Source organism: Janibacter limosus, assembly GCF_004295485.1.
GTDB lineage: Bacteria > Actinomycetota > Actinomycetes > Actinomycetales > Dermatophilaceae > Janibacter > Janibacter limosus_A.
In genome coordinates this window covers 2790565-2811207 of the sequence record NZ_CP036164.1, presented here as the reverse complement: position 1 = coordinate 2811207, position 20643 = coordinate 2790565, and the positions used below count along the sequence as shown (strand labels likewise).

General features: G+C 70.0%; 23 protein-coding genes. 14 read left to right on the top strand and 9 right to left on the bottom strand.

Features of this window, described 5'->3' with window-relative positions; translation table 11 throughout:
• Positions 1-2: 2 nt before the first annotated feature.
• Entirely contained in the window at positions 3-1310 is a 1308-nt protein-coding gene (locus tag EXU32_RS13425) for an MFS transporter (protein ID WP_130630352.1), read from the bottom strand.
• A 64-nt stretch (positions 1311-1374) separates the two neighbouring features.
• Between EXU32_RS13425 and EXU32_RS13420 the strand changes: the two genes are divergently transcribed.
• The 4 genes from EXU32_RS13420 to EXU32_RS13405 all read left to right on the top strand — a co-directional run bounded on the left by EXU32_RS13420 (position 1375) and on the right by EXU32_RS13405 (position 4190).
• A complete protein-coding gene (locus EXU32_RS13420; protein ID WP_130630351.1) occupies positions 1375-2307 on the top strand; it encodes an aldose 1-epimerase family protein in 933 nt (310 codons plus the stop codon).
• A gap of 80 nt (positions 2308-2387) precedes the next feature.
• Entirely contained in the window at positions 2388-2783 is a 396-nt protein-coding gene (locus EXU32_RS13415; protein ID WP_055997141.1) for a cold-shock protein, read from the top strand.
• 1 nt (position 2784) lies between these two features.
• Positions 2785-3552 (top strand): DUF3027 domain-containing protein, encoded by a 768-nt coding sequence (locus EXU32_RS13410; protein ID WP_130630350.1) that lies wholly within the window; start codon positions 2785-2787, stop codon positions 3550-3552.
• Positions 3553-3737: 185 nt separating this feature from the next.
• The gene (locus EXU32_RS13405) at positions 3738-4190 is read left to right on the top strand and encodes a carboxymuconolactone decarboxylase family protein (RefSeq protein WP_207233803.1); all 453 of its coding nucleotides are present in this window, start codon (positions 3738-3740) and stop codon (positions 4188-4190) included.
• Here EXU32_RS13405 and EXU32_RS13400 read toward each other — a convergent pair.
• Entirely contained in the window at positions 4177-5028 is an 852-nt protein-coding gene (locus EXU32_RS13400) for an NAD(P)-dependent oxidoreductase (protein WP_130630348.1), read from the bottom strand. The genes EXU32_RS13405 and EXU32_RS13400 overlap by 14 nt on opposite strands.
• Entirely contained in the window at positions 5015-6031 is a 1017-nt protein-coding gene (locus EXU32_RS13395) for an enoyl-CoA hydratase/isomerase family protein (RefSeq protein WP_165399678.1), read from the bottom strand. Before EXU32_RS13395 ends, EXU32_RS13400 begins: the two co-directional genes overlap by 14 nt.
• 23 nt (positions 6032-6054) lie before the next feature.
• Between EXU32_RS13395 and EXU32_RS13390 the strand changes: the two genes are divergently transcribed.
• Entirely contained in the window at positions 6055-7278 is a 1224-nt protein-coding gene (locus EXU32_RS13390) for a CoA transferase (RefSeq protein ID WP_130630346.1), read from the top strand.
• Entirely contained in the window at positions 7275-8642 is a 1368-nt protein-coding gene (locus EXU32_RS13385) for an amidohydrolase family protein (RefSeq protein ID WP_130630345.1), read from the top strand. Before EXU32_RS13390 ends, EXU32_RS13385 begins: the two co-directional genes overlap by 4 nt.
• Positions 8643-8675: 33 nt before the next feature.
• Here the strand turns inward: EXU32_RS13385 and EXU32_RS13380 are convergent, their stop codons facing one another.
• Positions 8676-8984 carry a hypothetical protein gene (locus EXU32_RS13380; protein WP_130630344.1) on the bottom strand — a complete coding sequence of 103 codons (309 nt, stop codon included), beginning with the start codon at positions 8982-8984 and terminating at the stop codon, positions 8676-8678.
• A gap of 80 nt (positions 8985-9064) precedes the next feature.
• On the opposite strand from EXU32_RS13380, the gene EXU32_RS13375 reads away from it, so the two are divergent.
• Together EXU32_RS13375 and EXU32_RS13370 are read left to right on the top strand one after the other, a co-directional pair.
• The gene (locus EXU32_RS13375; RefSeq protein ID WP_242612791.1) at positions 9065-10258 is read left to right on the top strand and encodes an amidohydrolase family protein; all 1194 of its coding nucleotides are present in this window, start codon (positions 9065-9067) and stop codon (positions 10256-10258) included.
• 35 nt (positions 10259-10293) lie between these two features.
• On the top strand, positions 10294-11712 hold the full coding sequence (locus EXU32_RS13370) for an MFS transporter (protein ID WP_130630342.1): 1419 nt from the start codon (positions 10294-10296) through the stop codon (positions 11710-11712).
• Here EXU32_RS13370 and EXU32_RS13365 read toward each other — a convergent pair.
• Together EXU32_RS13365 and EXU32_RS17215 are read right to left on the bottom strand one after the other, a co-directional pair.
• Positions 11675-12355: a TetR/AcrR family transcriptional regulator gene (locus tag EXU32_RS13365; protein ID WP_165399677.1), complete on the bottom strand. Its 681-nt coding sequence runs from the start codon at positions 12353-12355 to the stop codon at positions 11675-11677. The genes EXU32_RS13370 and EXU32_RS13365 overlap by 38 nt on opposite strands.
• Positions 12355-13380 carry a hypothetical protein gene (locus EXU32_RS17215; RefSeq protein WP_165399676.1) on the bottom strand — a complete coding sequence of 342 codons (1026 nt, stop codon included), beginning with the start codon at positions 13378-13380 and terminating at the stop codon, positions 12355-12357. Before EXU32_RS17215 ends, EXU32_RS13365 begins: the two co-directional genes overlap by 1 nt.
• A 228-nt stretch (positions 13381-13608) precedes the next feature.
• Between EXU32_RS17215 and EXU32_RS13360 the strand changes: the two genes are divergently transcribed.
• The 6 genes from EXU32_RS13360 to EXU32_RS13335 are packed head-to-tail and all read left to right on the top strand — an operon-like array spanning position 13609 to position 19278.
• On the top strand, positions 13609-14427 hold the full coding sequence (locus EXU32_RS13360; RefSeq protein ID WP_207233802.1) for an SDR family NAD(P)-dependent oxidoreductase: 819 nt from the start codon (positions 13609-13611) through the stop codon (positions 14425-14427).
• 6 nt (positions 14428-14433) lie between these two features.
• Complete coding sequence (locus EXU32_RS13355) at positions 14434-15750, top strand: cytochrome P450 (protein ID WP_130630339.1); 1317 nt, start codon at positions 14434-14436, stop codon at positions 15748-15750.
• Positions 15751-15799: 49 nt separating this feature from the next.
• A complete protein-coding gene (locus EXU32_RS13350; protein WP_068424583.1) occupies positions 15800-17236 on the top strand; it encodes an aromatic ring-hydroxylating oxygenase subunit alpha in 1437 nt (478 codons plus the stop codon).
• Positions 17237-17253: 17 nt separating this feature from the next.
• Positions 17254-17844 carry an aromatic-ring-hydroxylating dioxygenase subunit beta gene (locus EXU32_RS13345; protein ID WP_082817198.1) on the top strand — a complete coding sequence of 197 codons (591 nt, stop codon included), beginning with the start codon at positions 17254-17256 and terminating at the stop codon, positions 17842-17844.
• Positions 17845-17858: 14 nt separating this feature from the next.
• Positions 17859-18488 carry a Dabb family protein gene (locus tag EXU32_RS13340; protein ID WP_130630338.1) on the top strand — a complete coding sequence of 210 codons (630 nt, stop codon included), beginning with the start codon at positions 17859-17861 and terminating at the stop codon, positions 18486-18488.
• A 19-nt stretch (positions 18489-18507) separates the two neighbouring features.
• Positions 18508-19278, top strand: coding sequence for an alpha/beta fold hydrolase (locus EXU32_RS13335; protein ID WP_068424590.1), 771 nt, complete (start codon positions 18508-18510; stop codon positions 19276-19278).
• Positions 19279-19311: 33 nt separating this feature from the next.
• Here the strand turns inward: EXU32_RS13335 and EXU32_RS13330 are convergent, their stop codons facing one another.
• Genes EXU32_RS13330 through EXU32_RS13320 form a run of 3 tightly spaced genes read right to left on the bottom strand, consistent with a single transcriptional unit; the run spans position 19312 to position 20636 of the window.
• On the bottom strand, positions 19312-19581 hold the full coding sequence (locus EXU32_RS13330) for a hypothetical protein (RefSeq protein WP_068424599.1): 270 nt from the start codon (positions 19579-19581) through the stop codon (positions 19312-19314).
• Positions 19582-19600: 19 nt separating this feature from the next.
• Positions 19601-19789, bottom strand: a complete 189-nt coding sequence (locus EXU32_RS13325; RefSeq protein WP_130630337.1) for a hypothetical protein — start codon at positions 19787-19789, stop codon at positions 19601-19603.
• A gap of 40 nt (positions 19790-19829) precedes the next feature.
• Positions 19830-20636 (bottom strand): SDR family NAD(P)-dependent oxidoreductase, encoded by an 807-nt coding sequence (locus tag EXU32_RS13320; protein WP_130630336.1) that lies wholly within the window; start codon positions 20634-20636, stop codon positions 19830-19832.
• Positions 20637-20643: the final 7 nt, after the last annotated feature.

Here is a 20643-nt window from a genome sequence, read left to right as displayed (position 1 = left end):
CGTCAGGCCTCCGCCGGCTCGAGTGGCTGGGCAGCAATGCCGTTGACCTCGGGGCTGATGATCCGCTCGAGCCGCAGCAGCAGCCAGCCGGTGACGACGAGCCCGGCGACGATCAGGCCGATGAAGAGACCGCCCAGGCCGCGGTCGAGCAGGACACCGGCCACGAGCGGGCCGAGGACCCCGCCGGACATGAAGGCGGTCGACTGGGCGGCGTTGACCCGGCCTCGCAGGTGGTCGGGCGCCATGTCGTTGGTGATCGCCGGCAGGGTCGGCTGCAGGAGGGTCTCGCCGAGGCCGAAGAGCGCACCGAAGACGACGACGAGGACGGCCGCGGTCAGGCTGGCGGGCAGCAGCCCGCTCAGGCCCATCGCGCCCCAGGCGCCGAACCACAGGACGAGCATGACCAGCCCCACCCGGGTGCGCCGGTGGCCGTCGATGCGCTGCAGCACCCAGAACTGCAGGAGCACGATGACCACGGTGTTGGCCGCGAAGAGCACGCCGATCGTCTCGGTGCTCACCTGGGAGACGGAGCGGGCGAAGGCAGGGACGCCGGCCTCGAACTGGCCGTAGCCGACGAAGCTCGACACGACGGCGATGAGCAGCACCCAGCCCATGCCGGGCAGGCGCAGGACGGTGGCGTAGCTGGCGGTCGCGCCGTCCTCCTGCGGGTGGGCGGCGCGGGCGTGGACATGGCGAAGGGGGCCCAGCAGCCAGATCCCGGGGATGAGCACCAGGACCGCGTCGACGAGGAAGATGATCTCGAAGGTGATCGGGGCGTGGACGTCGACGAAGGCACCGGCGATGAGGCCGCCGGCGCCGATGCCGAGGTTGAGCAGGGCGAAGTTGACGCCGAAGTAGCGCTGGCGCAGGGGGCCGCGCACGAGCGCGGAGATGAAGGTGTTGGCCGCGGACCAGCCGATGCTCGCCGACAGGCCCATGAAGACGGCACCGGTGATGGCGAGGGGGAGCCCGGTGGCGAAGCCCATCGCGGCGGCGCCGAGGCTCTGGCAGACCCCGGACGCGATGAGCATCCACCGGGCGCCGAGCCGGTCGGTGAGCGAGCCCATGGGGCCCGCCATGACCGCGGCCACGAGGGCGAGCAGCGCCATGATCGTGCCGGCGGCGTCGAGGGAGAGGTGACGCACCTCGTGCAGGTAGATGACGGTGAAGGGCAGGGTCATGCCCCGGCCGAGGTGCTGGAGGGCGACCGTGGAGAGGAGGAACCTCCCTTCGCGCGGCAGTGCCTGCCAGAACCCTCGCAGGCCGGGCCCGATCTCGTGGGCAGGCAGGTCCTTGGGCAGGGCGGTCACGACGGACCATCGTGCCGCACCCCACCGACAACCCACCACCGGGTTTTCGTCGTACGTTGGCGACATGGCTATCCCTCCCAGTGGCACGCAGTGGCGGCTGACCAGCGGCGACGTCGAGGCGGTGGTCGTCGAGGCGGGCGGCGGGCTGCGCAGCCTCGCCGTCGGCGGTGTCGACGTGGTGGCCGGGTACCCGGTCGACGAGATGGCCTCGTCCGGCCGCGGGCAGCTGCTCGTGCCGTGGCCCAACCGGATCCGGGACGGTCGCTACCGCGTCGCGGGGCAGGAGCACGAGCTGCCGATCACCGAGCGGTCCACGGGCACGGCCACCCACGGGCTCGTGCGGTGGGAGTCCTTCCGCCCGACGGAGCACGACGACGACCGGATCGTCCTCGTCCACACGGTGCACCCACGCCCGGGCTACCCCTTCGCCCTCGAGGTCCGGGTCGCGTGGCAGGTGGACTCGCGCGGACTGACCTGCAGCACCACCGTCGTCAACGTCGGCGCCACCACTGCGCCCGTCGGCTACGGCGCCCACCCCTACCTGGCCCTCGGTGCCACCCCGGCGGCGCGGGCCCGCCTGACCGTGCCCGCCGACCACGTCGTCCGGGTCGACCCGGACCGGCTGCTGCCGGTCGGGACCGAGCCGGTGGCCGGCACCGACCTCGACCTGCGGGAGGGCCCCGAGCTCGGTGACCGCGGCATCGACAACGCCTACACCGGGCTGGAGCGCGGCGCGGACGGCTGCTGGACCGTCACCCTCGCGACCGACGAGCGCACCGTCCACCTCTGGGGTGGTCCCGGGCTGGACTGGGTGCAGGTCTTCACCGGCCGCTCGGACCTGGCGACGGTGCCACCCGGCCACCCCGCCGGCATCGCGGTCGAGCCACTCTCGTGCCCGCCCGATGCCTTCAACTCCGGCGAGGGCGTGGTGGCGCTCGACCCGGGAGCCACGTGGGCCGGGCAGTGGGGGATCGAGGTCGGTCGCGTATTGGGGTGAGCGGCGCCCCTCGGGTTAGCCTTGACGGGGTGCACGATCCCGTGCGCCCACACACCCCAGGTACGAGCAAGAGGTGCACGGTGCCCACTGGCAAGGTCAAGTGGTACGACGCGGAGAAGGGCTTCGGCTTCATCTCCGGCGACGACGGCTCGGACATCTTCCTCCACGCCAACGCGCTGCCCGAGGGCACGACCACCCTCAAGGGCGGCACCCGCGTGGACTACGGCATCGTCGAGGGACGCCGCGGCGCCCAGGCGCTGGCCGTCACCGTCCTCGACACCCCGCCGAGCGTCTCGGCCAACCTGCGCCAGCGTGACCGCAAGCCGGCCGAGGACATGGCCGCGATCGTCGAGGACGTCATCAAGCTCCTCGACGACCTGGGCAACGGCCTGCGCCGCGGGCGCTACCCCGACAAGGCCCACGGCGCCAAGGTCGCCCAGGTCCTGCGTCGCATCGCCGACGACATGGAGGGCTGAGATGACCGAGACCACCACCAGGCCCCGGGCCAAGGCCAGGCCCAAGGCCGACGCCGTCCTCGCGGCCGCCGTCGAGCCCGCGCGTCGCGAGCTGCTCGAGGCGACGAAGGGAGAGGGCGTCGGCGAGCACGTCGGCTTCATCCTCGAGGCCGAGCGGCTGGGCACGCACTGGTTCGCCGCGACCCTGCCGGGATACGGCGGGTGGAGCTGGGCGGTCACCGTCACGCGCGCCCCGCGCTCCAAGACCGCGACGGTCTGCGAGTCGCAGCTGCTGCCCGGTGACGGTGCGATCCTCTCCCCGGACTGGCTGCCGTGGGCGCAGCGTCTGGCTCCCGGCGACGTCGGCCCCGGAGACGTCACCCCCAAGATCGACGACGACCCCAACCTCGTGGCCGGCTTCGAGGCCACCGGCGAGGAGGACGTCGACGCGGTCGCCCTGTGGGAGCTCGGCCTCGGCCGTCCCCGCGTGCTGTCCGCCGAGGGCCGCGACCAGGCCGCCCAGCGGTGGTACGACGGCGCGCACGGCCCGACCGCCGAGGTCGCGGTCAAGGCCCCCGCACGCTGCGAGGGGTGCGGCTACTTCATGCCCGTCACCGGGGCGCTGCGCAGCGTCTTCGGCATCTGCGCCAACGAGTGGAGCCCCAGCGACGGTGGTGTCGTCAGCCGCGACCACGGCTGCGGGGCGCACTCCGAGGTCGACATGGCCGACCCCGAGCCCGAAAAGGTCGGTACGCCGATCCTCGACGACGAGGTCCTCGAGAGCCTCTGATTGCAGGGTCGAGCGATGGTGGACAGACCCGGCGCAGCGTGTGACACTTTGACCGAGAAGTGTCACATCCGATGAGTGCTGAGGTGCCGGTGCCTGCTATAGTCCCACTCCCGCTCGGCGACCTGCCAGACCCCCTTCGCCGTGAGATCGATGGACGACTCGCGGCGGGTACGTTGAGCACCTCCTTGCCGGTCCAGATCTGGGGCCGGCGTCCCGAGGCAGCCACCGCATGGGTCCAGCTCCTCGGGGCCCTCCAGGAGCAGCAGGCCCTGCTCGAGCCGCGGCTTCGCGAGCTGGTGCGTCTGCGCATCGCGTCCTTCACCCAGTGTCGGACGTGTCAGGCGGCCCGCAAGAGTGATGCCGTCACCGAGGAGGACATCGCCTGCCTCGCCCCGGACGACGACCGCTTCTCTGCTCGGGAGCAGGCCGCCCTCGCGTATGCCGACGACTTCGTCAACGACTGGTTCGCCATCGACGACGATACGTACGCGGCGCTGGGCAGGCACTTCACGACCGACGAGGTCGTCGAGCTGCAGATGTTCTGCGCGATGATGCTCGCTGGTGGTCGTCTCGCCCTCGTGCAGCGCGCCTGGGCCGAGGACTCCGACCCGGCCGGCGAGCGGGTCAGCCGGGAGTGAGATCGAGGGGCCCGTCCGAGACGGTCGCCCCGACGACGCCCAGGTCGACGCCGAGCTCGTCGGCGACGGCCCGGGCCATCCGTACATCCTTGGTCAGGTAGGGCGTGACGGTCGCAAACATGGTCTCGGCGTCCGGGTAGCCGCCCAGCTTGGTGATGAAGGCGCTGGACCCGCTGCTCGCCGCGACGGCCTCGAGCAGCGTGGCCCGGTCGAGGTCCAGGGCGTCGCCGATCCGGAGGACGTGAGCGGTGAGCTGTGCCTGGGCGGCGAAGAGCAGGTTGTTGACCAGCTTGACGGACAGAGCTGATCCACGGGGCCCGGTGCGGATCACCGTGCGGGCGTAGGCGCGGACGAAGGGGGTGATCCGCTCCTGCGTGGCGTCGTCACCGCCGAGCATGATCGTCAGGCGTCCGGCGAGCACGTCCTTGCTGGTGCCGCTGAAGGGGGCATCGATGACGTCCACGCCTCGGGCGCTCGCTGCCTCCGCCAGCTCGGCCAGGGTCGAGGGCAGCCCGGTCGTGTGACTGGCCAGCAGCCCGCCACGGGGCATGGCGGCGATCGCGCCGTCCGGTCCCAGGCAGACCTCGTGGAGCTGGGAGTCGTCGTAGAGGCACACGAGGACGACCGAGCGCCCGGTGACGGCCCGGGCGACCGAGTCGTGGATCACGGCGCCGGCGGCGGCCAGGTCGTCGCGCACGTCGGGGCGCCGGGCGTGGACATGGACCTCGACCCCGTCGGCGAGCAGTCTGCGGACCATCGGGCCGCCGATCTGGCCGGTGCCGATGAAGGCGACGGGTGGACGCTCGTCGGCGGCCGAGGCGTGGTCAACCGAGCGCATCGACGAGCCCCCAGCGCAGGGCGGTGCGGGCGTCGACGGGCTCGCCGGACAGGGCGAGCCACGCGGTGCGATGACGACCGATCCGGCGCGGGAGGCTGACTGTGCCGCCGGCTCCGGGGACCAACCCCATGCTCAGCTCGGGGAGTCTCATGGTGGTTCCGGGGTCGGCGATGACGTGCCCGGCGAAGGCCGCGAGCTCGATGCCGGCCCCGATGCACGCCCCGTGGATGCGGACGGTCAGTCGCGGGGCGATGCGGTGCGCGCTGGCGCCCGGGTGACGGGTGGCCCGGACGGCGACCGAGGTTGCCGGGTCACCGACCTGCCCGAACTCGCTGAGGTCGCCGCCTGCGCAGAAGCTCGCCCCGCGTCCGCTCAGCTCGACGCGAAGTGCCGGGTCCGACTCGGCCAGGCCCAGGGCCTCGACGAGGGCATCACGCAGTGCCGTGTCCACCGCGTTGTGCACGCCCGGCCGGTTGAGCTCGACGCACAGCACGTCGCCGGAGCGGCTCAGGAGCACGGGTTCGTCGGCCACGTGGTGCTCGGCATCGGTGGCAGCGCGCCAGGTCGTGAAGGCTGCGCTGCCCAGCAGCGCGGCATAGGTGGCTGCCTCGGCGGCGATCGCCACGGAGACCTCGAGGGCGGGGGTGGCCCGGAGGAGGCGTACGAGCGCCAGGGCGGCCAGCGGCTGGGCCTTGACGGCATCGGCGCAGGCGCTCGGGTCGGAGCTCACCCACGGCGACGGGGGATCGGGGTGGGTGGTGACGCAGGCGTCGGCCACGTCGACGAGCCAGGGTGGGGCGACGAAGGGATCGCCGACCGCGAGCACCGGAGCGGCCACCTCGCGCAGCACGGATCCGGGCGACCCGGCGGCGGGTGCCGCCACGGCTGCTGCGTCCGCTGCATCGATGATGACGGGGGAGCCCGTGTGCAGCACGCTCAGGGATTCGCGTACTGCCGCGACAGCGCCGGGCGTCACGAGCGATGAGACGTCGAAGCGATCCACGTGGCTCACACTACGGTGAGATCATGCACGCCACACCCGACGCGATGACACCGTCGAAGGATGACCGCGCGTGGGCCAGATCCGGTGCGATGAGCCTCACCGGCCATGCCGGTGGTGCCCCCCTCTGCCCGCCGACACGCGCGGCCACCCTCGTCGACGAGCTCGCGGCCCCCTTCGGCCTCGACTCCGGGCTCCTCGCGGAGCGGGCCGCACTCACCGGCTGGGAGCGTGACGGTCGCGTGACGCTCGGGGGTGCCGGGCGTCTGCTGCGGGCACGGGACGGATGGGTCGCGCTGTCGCTGCCCCGCCCGGAGGACGTCGAGCTCATCCCCGCCCTGCTCGGCCTCGAGTCGCCCGCCGCCGACGAGCCGTGGCCTGTCGTGGAGTCCGCGATCGCCTCCCGTCCGGGCGCAGCGGTCGTCGAGCGTGCTCGGCTGCTCGGGCTGGCCGCGGCCGTCGTCGGAGGCGCGCGGGCCCACCCCTCGCCGTGGTGGTGGCCCCACGCGAAGGGGGCCGAGCGAGATCTCGACGGGGCGGTCGTCGTCGACCTCTCGGCGCTCTGGGCCGGCCCGCTGTGCGGGGCACTCCTGCTGCGTGCCGGAGCGCGGGTGATCAAGGTCGAGTCGTCGCCCCGACCGGATGGCGCGCGGCGGGGCAACTCCGACTTCTACGACCTGCTCAACGTCGGCAAGGAGTCGGTCGCGCTGGACCTCACCACGACGGCAGGGCGCGCCGACCTCGGGCTCTTGGTCGCTCGGGCCGATGTCGTCATCACCGCCGCACGGTCGCGAGCCATCGCCGGCCTCGGGCTGGACCCGGGAGCCATGACGGGCCGCACCCAGGCCTGGGTGGCGATCACCGCGCGAGGGCGGGACGATGACTCGGTGGGATTCGGCGACGACGTCGCAGCAGGGGCCGGGTTGGTCGCCTGGGACGAGGCGGGAGAGCCCTGCTTTGCCGGTGATGCCATCGCCGACCCGCTGTGCGGTGTGGTTGCCGCGGCAGCGGTCCTGCGGGGCGCCGCAGGCGTCGTCGACATCTCGATGGAGCAGGTCGCCTCCCTCGTGGTGGCCGAGCCGGGTGCGAGGGCCATCGCTGCACAGCGCTGCCAGCACGGGGGAGTGTCGGTGGAGCAGTGGTGCCTCGGCGACGAGCCGGTGTCCCGGCCGCGCCTTCGAAGGGCGGCCGGCAGCGCTGCCCCGCTCGGTGCGGACACCTCGCACGTGCTGGCCCGGGTCGCGCGATGAGCGTCGACCGCACGCTGCGCAACGCGTCGATCTCCGGTCGTCTCCGTGACCTCCACATCGTGGGGGGACTCCTGGCGGACCGCGGTGCGGCGGGTGCAGCCGAGGTGGATCTCGAGGGCGCGCGGCTGATCCCCGGCTTGCACGACCACCACATCCACCTGGCGGCCGCCGCCGCGGCCGTCGACTCGGTGTCCTTGACTCCCGATGAGCTGGTCGCCGGGGGTGGGCTGGGCGCGCTGCTCCGGGCGGCGCGACAGCGTCATCCCGAGGGATGGCTGAGGGGTATCGGTTATGACCTCACCCAGTCGGGATGGCTCGACCGCCGTGACCTGGACGAGGTCGCGGTCGGACCGGTGCGGATCCAGGACCGCACCGGCAGCAGGTGGGTGCTCGACTCGACCGGGCTCGCGGAGGTGCTGGGGGACAGGGCTGATGGATCACCGCAGCCTGACGGGGTGGAGCGCGACGCAGCAGGACGACCCACGGGTCATCTCGTCCGCCTGGACGCGTGGATGCGAGAGCGTCTCCCCCCGCACCAGCCGGACTGGCTGCGGCTAGGACAGCGGCTGGCGGCCCATGGTGTCACGTCGGTCACTGACGCTGGGCACCTCAACGACCTCGCCGCGTTGGCGATGCTCGCGAGCGCTAATCTGCCCCAGCGGATCTGGGCGATGACGAAGGGGTCGGTCACGTCCTTCGCCATGCCGGAGCCAACCGGTCGGGTCGTCGTGGACGCCGTCAAGATCGTGCTCGACGACGACGCCCTACCCCGCCTCGACCTGCTCGCTCAGCAGGTCGAGGCGGCACATGCCGTCGATCGCGGCGTCGCCGTGCACTGCGTCACCGACGTCCAGCTGGCGCTGGCTCTCAGCGCGGGGCTGGGCCCGGGCGATCGGATCGAGCACGCCAACGTCGTTCCCGAGGGTTATGCCGAGCTGATCGCCCGGGCCGGGGTCGCGGTGTGCGTCCAGCCCGGGTTGATCGCCACGCGCGGTGATCGCTATCTCGACGAGGTGGAACCCGATCGTCACCACGAGCTCTTCCGGCTACGCGCTCTCGCCGCCGCGGGCGTCCCCCTCCTCGGTGGGAGCGATGCGCCCCTGGGCCCGATCAGCCCGTGGCGCGGCATCGAGGCGGCGACGACCCGGCGGACCGGGAGCGGGGCAGTGCTCGGCGCCGACGAGGGCCTGGGCCCGGTGACCGCCGCGAAGATGTACCAGCGCAGCGCCGGTCGTGGTTGGCCGGTCAGGGTCCTGGCCCCGGGAGACCCGGCGGACCTGCTCGTCCTGGGTGACGACGCCCCCTCCGGCCCGGAGGTCGTGGCGACCCTCGTCGAAGGGGTCGTCGTCCACGGCTCGCTGTGAGCACCCGAGGGAGTGGTCCCCGGGCGAGTCGGGCTACTCGCCGAAGAACTCGCGCTCGTTGACGTGGTCACGCTGTGCCTGCCCGTGTCGCTCCACGCCATCCCGCAGCTGCTGGATGCGCTCTCGCAGCGCGGTGGCCTGCTCGGAGTCCTCGCCGTGGTTGGCGATCACCGCGGTCAGCTCCTGCCCGTCCATGACGATCTGGTCCCGCAAGCGGTCCGTGGCGATCGAGTAGGTGAGCAGGTCGTGGTCGTCCTCGTCGGGTGCCGAGGGAGCGCCGGCCGCCTGGGCCGTCCCGTCGAGGTCGTCAGGGGCTTCGAAGTTTTCGAGGTTGTCGGTCATCAGCCAGTCCTTTGTCGGTCGGGTTGGTCTCCGCAATGAACATGATATACGATAAGTGTACTATTAATCTATCGAGGAGGATGGACGTGCCGCTCCAGGACAACATGCAGATCGTCTCCGTCGACGACCACGTGATCGAGCACCCGCGGGTGTGGGCTGATCGCCTCCCGGAGCGGTACCAGGCTTCCGGTCCGCAGATCATCACCACGGCGGAGGGCAACCACACCTGGAAGTACGAGGGTCAGCTCTTCCCCTACATCGGCATCAACGCGGTCGCGGGCCGTGAGCCCAAGGACTTCGGCGCAGAGCCGGTCCGCTACGAGGACATGATCCCCGGTTGCTACGAGCCCAAGGCCCGCATCGAGGACATGGACATCGACGGCGTCCAGGCCGCGCTCAGCTTCCCGTCCTTCCCGGGCTTCGGCGGCGGCGTCTTCCACCGCGCCAAGGACAAGGAGCTCGCCGAGCTCTGCATCAAGGCGTGGAACGACTGGCAGGTCGACGAGTGGTGCGCATACGCGCCCGACCGGCTCATCCCCATGGCGCTGCTCCCGGTGTGGGACGTCGACGCTGCGGTCAAGGAGGTCGAGCGCATGGCCGCCAAGGGCGCCAGGACGATCTCGTTCCCCGACAACCCGATCCCGCTCGGCCTGCCGGGCTTCACCAACGACTACTGGACGCCGTTGTGGGACGTCTGCGAGGAGACCGAGATGCCGGTCAGCCTCCACTTCGGATCCGGCGGCTTCGTCCCGGGGTTCCCCTTCAGCGTGGCGACCGGCACCATGGGCCGCTCTGCGGAGGCCATGGCCGAGTCGCCCGTGCCCTACGCGATCCCGACGGCGCTCTTCGCGAGCAACCTCATGTGGTCCTCGGTCGAGCTGCTCTTCTCCGGCCAGCTGCAGAAGCACCCCAAGCTACAGTTCATCCTCGCCGAGGGTGGTATCGGCTGGTTCCCCTACATCCTCGAGCGCGCCGACTACACGTGGGAGCGGCACCGCTGGTACCAGAACATCGACAAGGCGGCCAAGCCGTCCGAGCTCTTCCAGAAGCACTTCTGGGGATGCTTCATCGACGACGTGCACGGTCTGGCCAACCTCGGTGACGGCTACATCAGTGCCGACCGGGTGATGCTCGAGGTCGACTATCCTCACTCCGACTCCAACTGGCCCAACAGCCGCAAGCGCGCCGCCGAGATCCTCGCCGACGTCTCCGACGAGGACTGCCACAAGATCACCGAGCTCAACGCGCGCAAGATCCTGCGCTTCGATCGCTGAGCACTCGCGTCCGACCGGGATGAAGGGCGGGTAGCGTGCGAGCTGCGCCGGGGCGCCGCGCGCTCTTCATCACCTTGGTCATGCTGTCGGCGTCGACGGCGCTCATCAGCAGTCTCGGCGCACCGCTCGTCACGGCCGTCGCGCTCCAGGAGCAGGTGCCCCTGGTCTGGGCCCAGTGGGTGCAGACCGCGCCTCTGCTCGTCGGCGCCGTCATCTCACCGATCGTCGGTCGACTGGGCGGTGGGACACGCCGGCGCCCGGTGCTGCTGGCCTGCTTGGGCCTGGTTGCGCTCGGCTGCCTGCTGTCCGCGCTGCCGCTCGGGTTCGCCGGGCTGGTCGTGGGACGGGTCCTCCAGGGATTTGGCATCGGCGTCCTCCCTCTGGCGATGGCTGCCGCTCGGGATGCGGCCCCGCCGGAGCGCCTGCCCCAGCTCCTGGGGGTGCTGTCCGTCAGCAACCTGACGTTCGCCGGGCTCGGGTATCCGACGACCTCCCTCCTCGCGACCCTCTGGGGGGTGCGGGGTGCCTTCTGGTTCGGTCTCGCGCTCACCGCGGTCGCCCTGGTCCTCGCGGTACGCACCCTGCCGGCGAGCTCCCACCCGGACCAGCAGGTCGACTGGTTGGACGGCGTCGTCCTGGCGGCCGGCACGCTCGCGCTCATGCTGGCCATCAGCCAGGCCTCTCGCTGGGGCTGGACCTCCACCCCCTTCGTCGTCCTGGCACTGTCGGGCCTTGCGCTGCTCGGGGTCTGGGCCGTCAGGGCCTGGGGTCTGCCGGACCCGATGGTCGATCTGCAGCAGGCGGTGCGCAGGGGTGCCCTCGGGGCCAACCTCGTGGCACTGCTCGTCGGTGCCGGCGTCTACGTCCTCATCACGCTCATGGTCCAGCTGGTCCAGGCGCCGCGGGAGTCCGGCGGGTTGGCGAGCTCGCCGCTCTTCGCCGGCCTCATGCTGGTGCCCTACGCCATCTGTGGTTTCGGGGGCAACCGGGTGGCCCGTCGGATCGCTGACAGGTGGGGGCCGGAGCGGGTGCTGCCGCTGGGGTCGCTCGCCTACCTGGGTGCGATCCTCGTCTTCGCCGTCGACCGGGACGGTTGGGTGCAGATCGCGGTGGCGATGGGGATCGCGGGCCTCGGGGCAGGGGGGACCTTCGCGATGATCCCTGTGGTCGTCGTCCGGCACGTCCCCGCACACGACACCAGCAGCGCATTGAGCGCCAACCAGGTGGTGCGCTTCTTCGGGTTCGCTGCCGGCAGCGCGCTGGCGGCCACGGTCCTCGATGCCCTCTCGCCGGGCGAGACCCTCGCTCCGCACGCTTTCACCATGGCGGCGCTGGTCGGTGCGGGGCTGGCGCTCGCCTCGGCCGTGTGCGCCGTGATCACCCTGCCGCGCCGCAGCCCCGACCCCGGTGTGGGTGTCAGCGCGCAGCCAGGGCCATCACTTGACACTGCGTGAGCATCGGTGCCAAGGCTCGGGCGCACTCGTCGAGCAGGTCGGTGAGTGACTCGGACCCGTCCAGGGCGGCCCAGTAGGACATCGTCGTCGAGCGGGCGGTGATCGTCACGGCCCCCGCCAGCTGGATCGGTTGCACCGCTGGGTCGACGCCGATCATCCGACCGAAGAGGTCGCACAGGGTCTGCACGTCCTCCTCGCGGCCGCGGGCCATCGCCGTCCGCAGGCCTGCGTCGAGGTGGATCGTCTTGAGGCGGGTGTGCAGGCTGACGTCGTAGCTCTCGACCGCGGCGGCGTACCTCGAGAAGAGGCCGGCCACCGCCCGTGGCATGTCGTAGGAGACATCGATCCGGTCCACGAGGGAGCCGTAACGCTCGGGTGAGAGCCAGCGCCTGGTGATCACGTCGTCCTTGCCGGAGAAGTGGCGATAGAAGGTGGCGACCGAGATGCCCGCTCCCGCAGCGATGTCCTCGACCGTCACCTCGTCATACCCGCGCTCGTTGACGAGCTGCCAGGCCGTGGCGTGGACGTTGTGGCGCAGCCGGGTCCGGTTCTGCTCGCGGCGGCCGGAGCCCGCGCCCGCCGGCGTTCCCGCACTCTCGACCGCAGGCGCAGCGGTCTGGGCAGCTGTTCCTGACTGCACCATCAGACCGAGTGCAGCCAGCGACGGCTGCGGTGGTCGGGGGCCGACAGGCGATGCGTGGTACGAGCGTCGCCCCCACCGGCGACAGCGGCGACCGGCACGGCCTGGACGCTGTGTCGGCGGCACCGACCCTCGCATGAGAGCGCCGGGTGGCTCTCGAACCACTCCATGACCTCTCCCTCGTCCCAGGTGACGGCTCGGCGCCCCGCGACCGGGGCAGGTGCGACCACGCGCGTCCTCGGGCCAACGGTCACCCGGCAGCCCGCCGCCGCGTCCTGGACGGTCCGCCAGTCACCGAGCGACATCCCGACGACGGTGGCGCAGTGCCGGGCGGGGACGAGATGGCCGGTGTTGCCTCGGGAGGGCGCGCCGTAGCGCAGCCAGGTCGACATGGTGCGCCGGTCGCTGCCCACCAGCCGCGTGAGCTGTGCCGGCGTCATGCCCCGGTTGGTGGCGAGGCAGTGGCAGGTGACCCGCTGCAGCAACCGGACCTCGCTCACCGAGGGCTGGTCCGCGGCCGGCATCGACGCGACCTGGGCGACGAGCTCGAGCAGCGAGACGCCGCATGCCGAGGTCCACGCCGCTGCGAGGCGCTCGGCCCCGAGGTCAGACGCCAGGACCTCCTCGGCTGCCACGGCGCCCTCGGCATAGACCTCGCCGGACGAAGCGGTGGACGAGGTCGCCCGCAGCCAGCCGGCCATCGTCGTCGAGTCGAAGACCTGGTCGGCGGGTGAGCTGGAGCGCCGGGAGCCGTGGGGCTGGTCGTCGGGGACGTGCAGATCGGCCCGGGCCACGCTGGCCACCAGGACCGCGAGGAGCGTCCGGGCATCATGGCGACCCCCGAAGATCTGGTCCGCCCGGGCCATCGCCATCGCCGAGCGGGTCTCGGCGGCCTGCCAGTAGCTGGCGTCGGCGGGCAGGGCTGCGCGGTCCGCCGCCGCGACGCGCGCCCGGTGCAGGAGCTCGGCCAGGGCCGAGTCGCCCTGACGGGTCAGGTGAGGGCTCCGGGGGAGTGGGCGAACGATCATGTGCTTTTCCTAGCCAGGCGCAATTTTGAGAGACGCCTCTCACTTCGATGGGAGATGGCCATTGTGTGGCGCGCAGCACGTCGCGTCAAGGGCTGCGCGACGGGCGGTCGGATTCTCGCGGGCCCATTGACTTGGATTGAGCAGTCTGTGCAGAATATGTCTTACGTGTACGGGGTGGGCGACGCGACGACGGGGTCGCGACCGACGCCACCCGGCAAAGGAGCCAGCGTGGGACTGCTTGATGGGAAGGTTGCGCTCGTCACGGGCGCCGCAGGGGTGATCGGTGCAGACAGCGCCCGAGCCCTGGCCGAGGAGGGCGCCCGCGTGGTGCTGACCGATGTCAACAGCGAGGGCCTCGAGGCTGCGACTGCCGCACTCGCCACCGCGGGTCACGAGGTCCGGGGGCACGTCTGCGACCTGACGGACGAGGCGAGTATCAAAGAACTGGTCGCGGCGGCCGCATCGGCCTTCGGCGGCGTCGACATCCTCGACAACAACGCCGGCGCCACCCACCTCTCGGGTCAGGACTCCGACCTGCTGAGCATCTCGCCCGAGCTCTGGGCCCAGTCGACGGCGATCAACCTGACCGCTCCCATGCTCATGTGCCGCAACGTCATCCCGCTGATGATCGAGCGCGGCGGTGGCACCATCGTCAACATCTCCTCGGGTCAGTCACTCGGTGGCGACGACCGCAACACCGCCTACGCCGCGGGCAAGGGGGGGCTCAACTCGCTGACCCGCCACCTCGCCGTCCAGTACGGACCCAAGGGCGTGCGCGTCAACGCCATCGCGCCCGGACTGATCGTCAGCGAGGAGAACCAGGCGAAGTTCCCCGGCGCCTACCGCGAGATGTTCGTCGGCAACCTCTCGGTGCAGCGCCTCGGCAAGCCCGAGGACATCTCCAACGCCGTCGTCTTCCTCGCCTCCGACCGTTCGTCCTACATCAACGGCCAGATCCTCTCGATCGACGGCGGGTTCTCGACCCAGCTCGGTTACGTCGGGTCGAGCCGCCAGCTGAACCTCGCCGCCATCAACACCAAAGGATGATTGCTGATGCCTACTGACACCGCGACACCCACCCACGAGGAGCGTCAGCCGACGGCGGCCGACCTCATGGTGGAGATCAGCGAGGCCTTCGGAGCCAACTCCGTCGAGACCCCCTACCCGACCTTTGCCAAGTACCGCGAGACCCAGCCCGTGATGAAGGGGGACGTGCTCGCCGAGTTCGGTACCCCGTCCATGGCAGCGGGATTCAACGGCGAGCGCGAGGTGTACTCGATCTTCAAGTTCGAGGACTGCCTCACCGCGCTCAAGGACTTCGAGTCGTTCGGCAGCGAGGCGGTGGCCGCAGCCTTCCGCCCGCTCATGGGCAACGTGATGACGGGCCTCGACGGTGAGGAGCACTCGCGCCTGCGCAAGCTCTTCATGCCGGGGCTCGGTCGCGAGAACTTCGAGCTGTGGGGCGACACGATCGTGACGCCCGTCATCAACAAGATGGTTGGCGAGCTCAAGGCGAAGGGGGACCGCCTCAATCTCACCGAGTTCGCAGTCGACTTCCCCGTCCGCATCGTCTACGAGATCATCGGCTTCCACGGTGAGGACGACGCGTCCTTCGACGACTTCCAGACGAAGGCGTTGACCATCCTCCTCGGCTTCGGCAGCACCGACCCCAACAAGCGCGAGCAGGCCAAGATCAACCAGGGCCGGGCCATCGCGGCGGTCAAGGCGCTCTACGACGACATCCTTCCGGTGGTCCAACGCCGTCGCGCGGAGGGTGCCACCGGCAACAACCTCATCTCACACCTGCTGCGCACCGAGGTCGACGGGGAGCGGCTCACCGACGACGAGGTCGTGGTCTTCACTCGCTCGCTGCTCCCGGCTGCCGCCGAGACCACGACGCGAAGTTTCGGCAACGCACTCGTGCTGCTCCTGACCAGGCCCGATCTACTCGCCGAGGTCAAGGCCGACCGCAGCCTCGTGCCCAAGGCGATCACGGAGGCGACCCGATTCGAGCCCGTCTCGATCACGGCGGCCCGGACCGCTTCGAAGGACGTCGAGATCCGTGGCGTCAAGATCCCCGAGGGGGCGGGGGTCACGATCGTCAAGGGTGCCGGCCTGCGCGACCCCGACGCCTGGCCCGACCCGGACACCTACGACATCCACCGCCGGATGAACAAGCCCAACATCGCCTTCGGATTCGGGCCGCACACCTGTCTGGGTATGAACCTCGCCAAGCTTGAGATGTCGACTGCACTCAACGTCCTCCTCGACGAGCTCCCGAATCTGCGAGCCGACGAGGATGCCGAGCCGATGATGATCCGTGGCGCCCACATGCGTCAGCCCACCTCTGTCCCCGTCCGCTGGGGCTGACCCACTTCCTCCCCCGATCTGATCCGCAGTACGAGACCAAGGAGTAGCCATGACCATCGATGACCGGCCCAGGACTGACGTCGGGCCGATCTTGTCCGACGGGACACCATTCGCAGACCTCTTCGACCTCGACAAGCACGAGGTGTCGATGCGGTTGCTCAAGGACCCAGAGGTGTACCGCCTCGAGCTGAGTCGACTCTTCGGCAAGGCATGGACCGTCCTCGCCCACGAGACCGAGATCCCCAACGCCTTCGACTACGTGGCTCGCCACATCGGTGCCGACCCCGTCATCGTCACCCGCTCGCGGAGTGGCGATGTCAACGTCGTCCTCAACATCTGCAGCCACCGCGGCATGCAGGTCTGTCGCGGCGAGGCCGGCAACGAGAAGCAGTTCAAATGCCCGTACCACGGCTGGAGCTTCAGCGAGCAGGGCAAGTTCATGGGTTCCCCCGTCGCTCGGGAGAACATGCACGGGGCCTTCCGTTCCAAGGAGGAGCTCGCACTGCCCAAGGCACGGGTCGAACTGTACGCCGGCTTCGTGTTCGCCACCTGGGACGAGGACGCGCCGTCCCTCGACGACTATCTCGGCGAGATCAAGTTCTACCAGGACCTCATGTTCGACCGCACCGAGTCGGGTCTGGAGGTGCTCGGCCCGCCGCAGCGCTTCGTCATCCCGGCGAACTGGAAGTGCCCGGGCGAGCAGCACGCCGGTGACGGCTACCACGCGATGACCCTGCACCGTTCGATCAACGAGCTGGCGGCCTCCGAGGCCGACGACTCCTCGATGTACGGCATCGACGTCAGCGCCAACGGTCACGGCCTGCGACTGATCGACCGGCGCAAGGGCAAGTGGAAGGACAACCGTGAGGCCGTGCTCGCGGCCCAGACGCTGCCTCCCTTCGAGAAGCTCAAGTCGATCATGCTCCCTCCGGGAATGACGCCGGAGATGGCTGAGAAGCTCGACAAGAAGCTGTCCGAGGCGCAGATGAAGGTCTTGGCGGACTACCCGCCGAGCGTCGGTGGCCTCTTCCCCAACATGGGGACCTTCTGCTTCGAGTTCCCTACCCCGATGGGCATGGCTGCGATCATCTCGTGGCACGCCTTCGTGCCGCGCGGCCCGGGCAAGTTCGAGTTCATCAACTGGTTCCTGGTCGAGAAGGACGCGCCCGAGGACTTCAAGGACCTCATGCGTCGCGCCTCCACGCTCGGTCTCGGCACCACCGGTTTCGTCGAGACCGACGACGCCGACACGTGGCCGCTGATGACCGAGTCTGCTGAGGGCTTCATGGGTGAGCAGCAGAAGATCAGGTACGGCGCGCTCTGCGGCGAGGACCAGCCCCTCGACGGCTACTGGGACGAGGGCGAGTTCCCCGGTGGCGGTCACCTCTACCCGGGCTTCACCAAGGATGACGCGCAGTGGAACTGGTGGCTGCGGTACCGCGACTTCATGCTCGGTGACCCGTGGGGTCCCGAGGCCCACCACTGAGACGAAGGAGAACCGACATGACTGACACTTCTGTGGCGGTGGCCAAAGGCGGAGCCGAGTCCAAGATCCACGAGCACCTCCCTCACGGTGGGCGCATCGGCTCGGCTGACGAGCGTTACCACCACGTGGTCGACTTCCTCCACGACGAGGCCAACCTGCTTGACGAGTACCGTAGCGTCGAGTGGCTCAAGCTCCTCGCGGAGGACATCACCTACCGCGTGCCTGTCCGGGTCTCGCGGATGCGCGACGATCCGTTGCCGCAGTTCGCGACGAACATGTTCCACTACGACGAGAACCACGTGACGCTCACGATGAAGGTTCTGCGACTGGCCACCACGGCCAGCCCGTGGTGCGAGAACCCGCCGTCGCGCTCACGGCGACTCATCACCAATGTGCGTGTCTTCGAAGGTGTGGAGCCCGACGAGTTCTACGCGGTCAGCTCCATGCTGATGACCCGCAACCGGCACTCCGAGTCGGTCCCGCTGATCATCTCGGGGGAGCGTCGGGACCTGCTGCGACGCGAGGGCGACGGTTATCTCATCGCCCACCGGGAGTTCCTCATGGACCAGACGACGCTCGGGTACCCCAACCTGACCGTCATCTTCTGAGGGGAAGGACACACATGCACGTGCACGGGACTGCCTTTGGTCTCGCGAGCGACGCCGAGGAGGGCATCGTCGACACCGTCGCTGCCCTCCTCGGGCACGTCGGGAGCGAGACCGATGGCGTACGCCACGTCCAGGTCGGCCCGAACCCGAGCAAGCTGGCGGATGGTCGCGACTACGGCGTCGTGGCGCTCATGGACGACGAGAGCGTGCTCGAGCGCTATCGCGCTCATCCTCGTCACCCCGAGGCAGGCGCCCTTCTGCGCGCCAACGTCGAGCGTGGAGTGGGCATCGACACCGGGCCGATGTACACCTCGGAGTCCACTGCCACCGACAGGCCGCGGGTTCACATCACGCTCTTCGAGCCCGACCAGACGGTCGGCCCCGAGGTGCTCGAGGAGGTCGACACGCACCTGAGGGCTGCGGTCGATGACTGCCCGGGCGTCCTCGGTGTCTACGTCGGTCGGAATCGCACCAGGCACTCCCCGCCGGTCAGCGAGTGCGTCGTCATCGTCACCGACGGCGACCAGGGCTTCGAGGAGTTCCAGCAGCACCCGCAACGCGCACGGATCGCCGAGCTCATGACCGCGGTGGTCCGCCAGCCGATCGGTCTGGACCTCGGCCAGGCGCAGACTTCAGCGGGCTGACGAGGAGGGAGCGCAAATCATGACGCACGATGACGGCAGTGACCGAGGCACCGACCTCGCGGTGGTCTTCATCCATGGCGCCAATCACAGTGGTGCTTGCTGGAGGCCGACGATCGCCGAGCTCGCCAAGGCCGCCCCCGGCCTTCGGACGCTGGGCGTGGACCTTCCCGGGCGTCGGACTCAGCCCGGCAACCTTCGCTCGCTCACTGTGGCCGCCTGTGTCGACTCCGTCGTACGGCAGATCGATGAGGCAGGGATCAACCGGGTCTTCCTGGTCGCACACTCGCTCGGCGGCATCACCCAGCTAGGGGTGATCGCCCAGCTAGGGCCTGAGCGCGTCTTGGGTGCGCTCTATCTCGCGGCGTGCATCCCGCCCGACGGTGCGTCAGCCAACTCAACTTTGAAGCAGCCGGTACGCGGCATCATCGGTCTGGTCACTCGCCTCTCGCGCGGCCAGGCCAAGCCGGTGCCGCGACCCGTTGCGAGCTGGATGTTCACCAACGGCATGGACCGTGCCACCCGCGAGCGAGCCTTGAGCGAGCTCGTCCCGGACAGCACCGGGTTGAGTGCTGAAGCTGTCTATCGCCGTCGCCTGCCACGGGTCCCGACGACCTACGTCGTGACGTTGCAGGACCACTCGCTCCGGCCAAGCGCTCAGCGGCAGTTTATCGACAACCTCGGCCACGTGGACGAGGTTGTCGAGCTCGATGCCTGTCATAACGCCATGCAGAGTCACCCCATCGAGGTGGCTCGCCTCATAATCGAGCGGATGACTTTGGCTTTCGGGTGATTGTGGGGCCTCCGCCCAACGGGGGTTTGTCGGCTAATTGGAGTGCTCGCATCCGGAGCTCGGCCGGGTACCAGTCAATATGGTGAGGCCGATGCGCTTCTTGACGTCCTGCAGCAGGTTGAGGACTTGGGCCGGCACCGAGACGTCCAGCGCGGCGAATCCCTCGTCGCGGACGAGCAGCGCGGGCTCAAGCGCCAGTGTGCGCGCAATGGCGATGGCGATGCGCTGGCACGCCCCGCCGGAGAAGACTCCCTCGGATAGCGGTCCTTTGACCTTGTCGGGCTCGAGCCCGACCTGCGACAAGAGGACGTCCAGCCATTCCTCACTCGTAATGTCGCTCCAAGGTCATGCGGATCGCGGCGCGGCCCCGTACGGGTGCGCGAAGGGGGAGGAGTGGCACGTAGCGCGCGTCCTCTGCCAGCAGCCCCTCGGTGAGCACGGCGAAGTCGGGGTCGGACACGTGCAGCGCGTCGAGGAAGCCTCGCACCATCTGCTCGTGGTGATCAGTCATGGGTTCCCTTCCGGGGCGAAGGGCACCACACGGCGGTCGCTCATCCGCCCAGCGCGCCGAGGTCAGCGGGACGCGAGTCGTAGCCGGGCATGTGCAACCCGCCGTCGGCGTGGATCAGCTCGCCGGTCACGAAGCGCGACATCTCGGAGGCGAGGAAGACGACGACCGGGGCGATGTCGAGCTCGGGGTCACCATTGCGGCCCAGGGGCTTGCGTGCTGCGGAGGCCTCGGCGAAGCCGGGGTGCTCGGCGGCCAAGGCATTGAAGTGGGTACCCATGGCGGTCGGGGCGATCGAGTTGACCCGGATCCCGAAGCGGCCCCACTCGTGGGCCGAGCTGCGGGTCAGCCCGAGGAGGGCCGACTTGGTCACGACGTAGTCGGAGTTGAGCCAGGCGGCGGTCTCCACGTCGATCGAGTAGAAGTTGACGATCGCGCCGCCCCCGCGCTCGGCCATGATCGGCCGAGCTGCCTGCATACCCCACCACGCAGCCCACAGGCCGGCGTGCAGGGTGCCGTCGAGCATGTCATCGGTCTTGTGCTCGAGGAGCACCCGTGGGGAGAGCGTGAAGGCGTTGTTGACCAGGATGTCCAGACCGCCGAATGTGTCGAGGGCAGCCTGGACGGCGGCCAGGACCTGCTCCTTCTCCCGCACGTCGGTGCGGACGACGTGGAGGGAGTCGTTGCCCGCGTAGTCGTCGCGGAGCGTGCTGCAGCGCTCCTCGTCGTACTCCGCCACGACGACCTTCGCGCCCTCGGCGAGGAAGCGCGTGACGATGCCACGACCGATGCCTGCGCCGCCCCCGGTGATGAGGGCGATCTTGTCTGCGAGCAGCCCGGCGCCGGTCATGCAACCC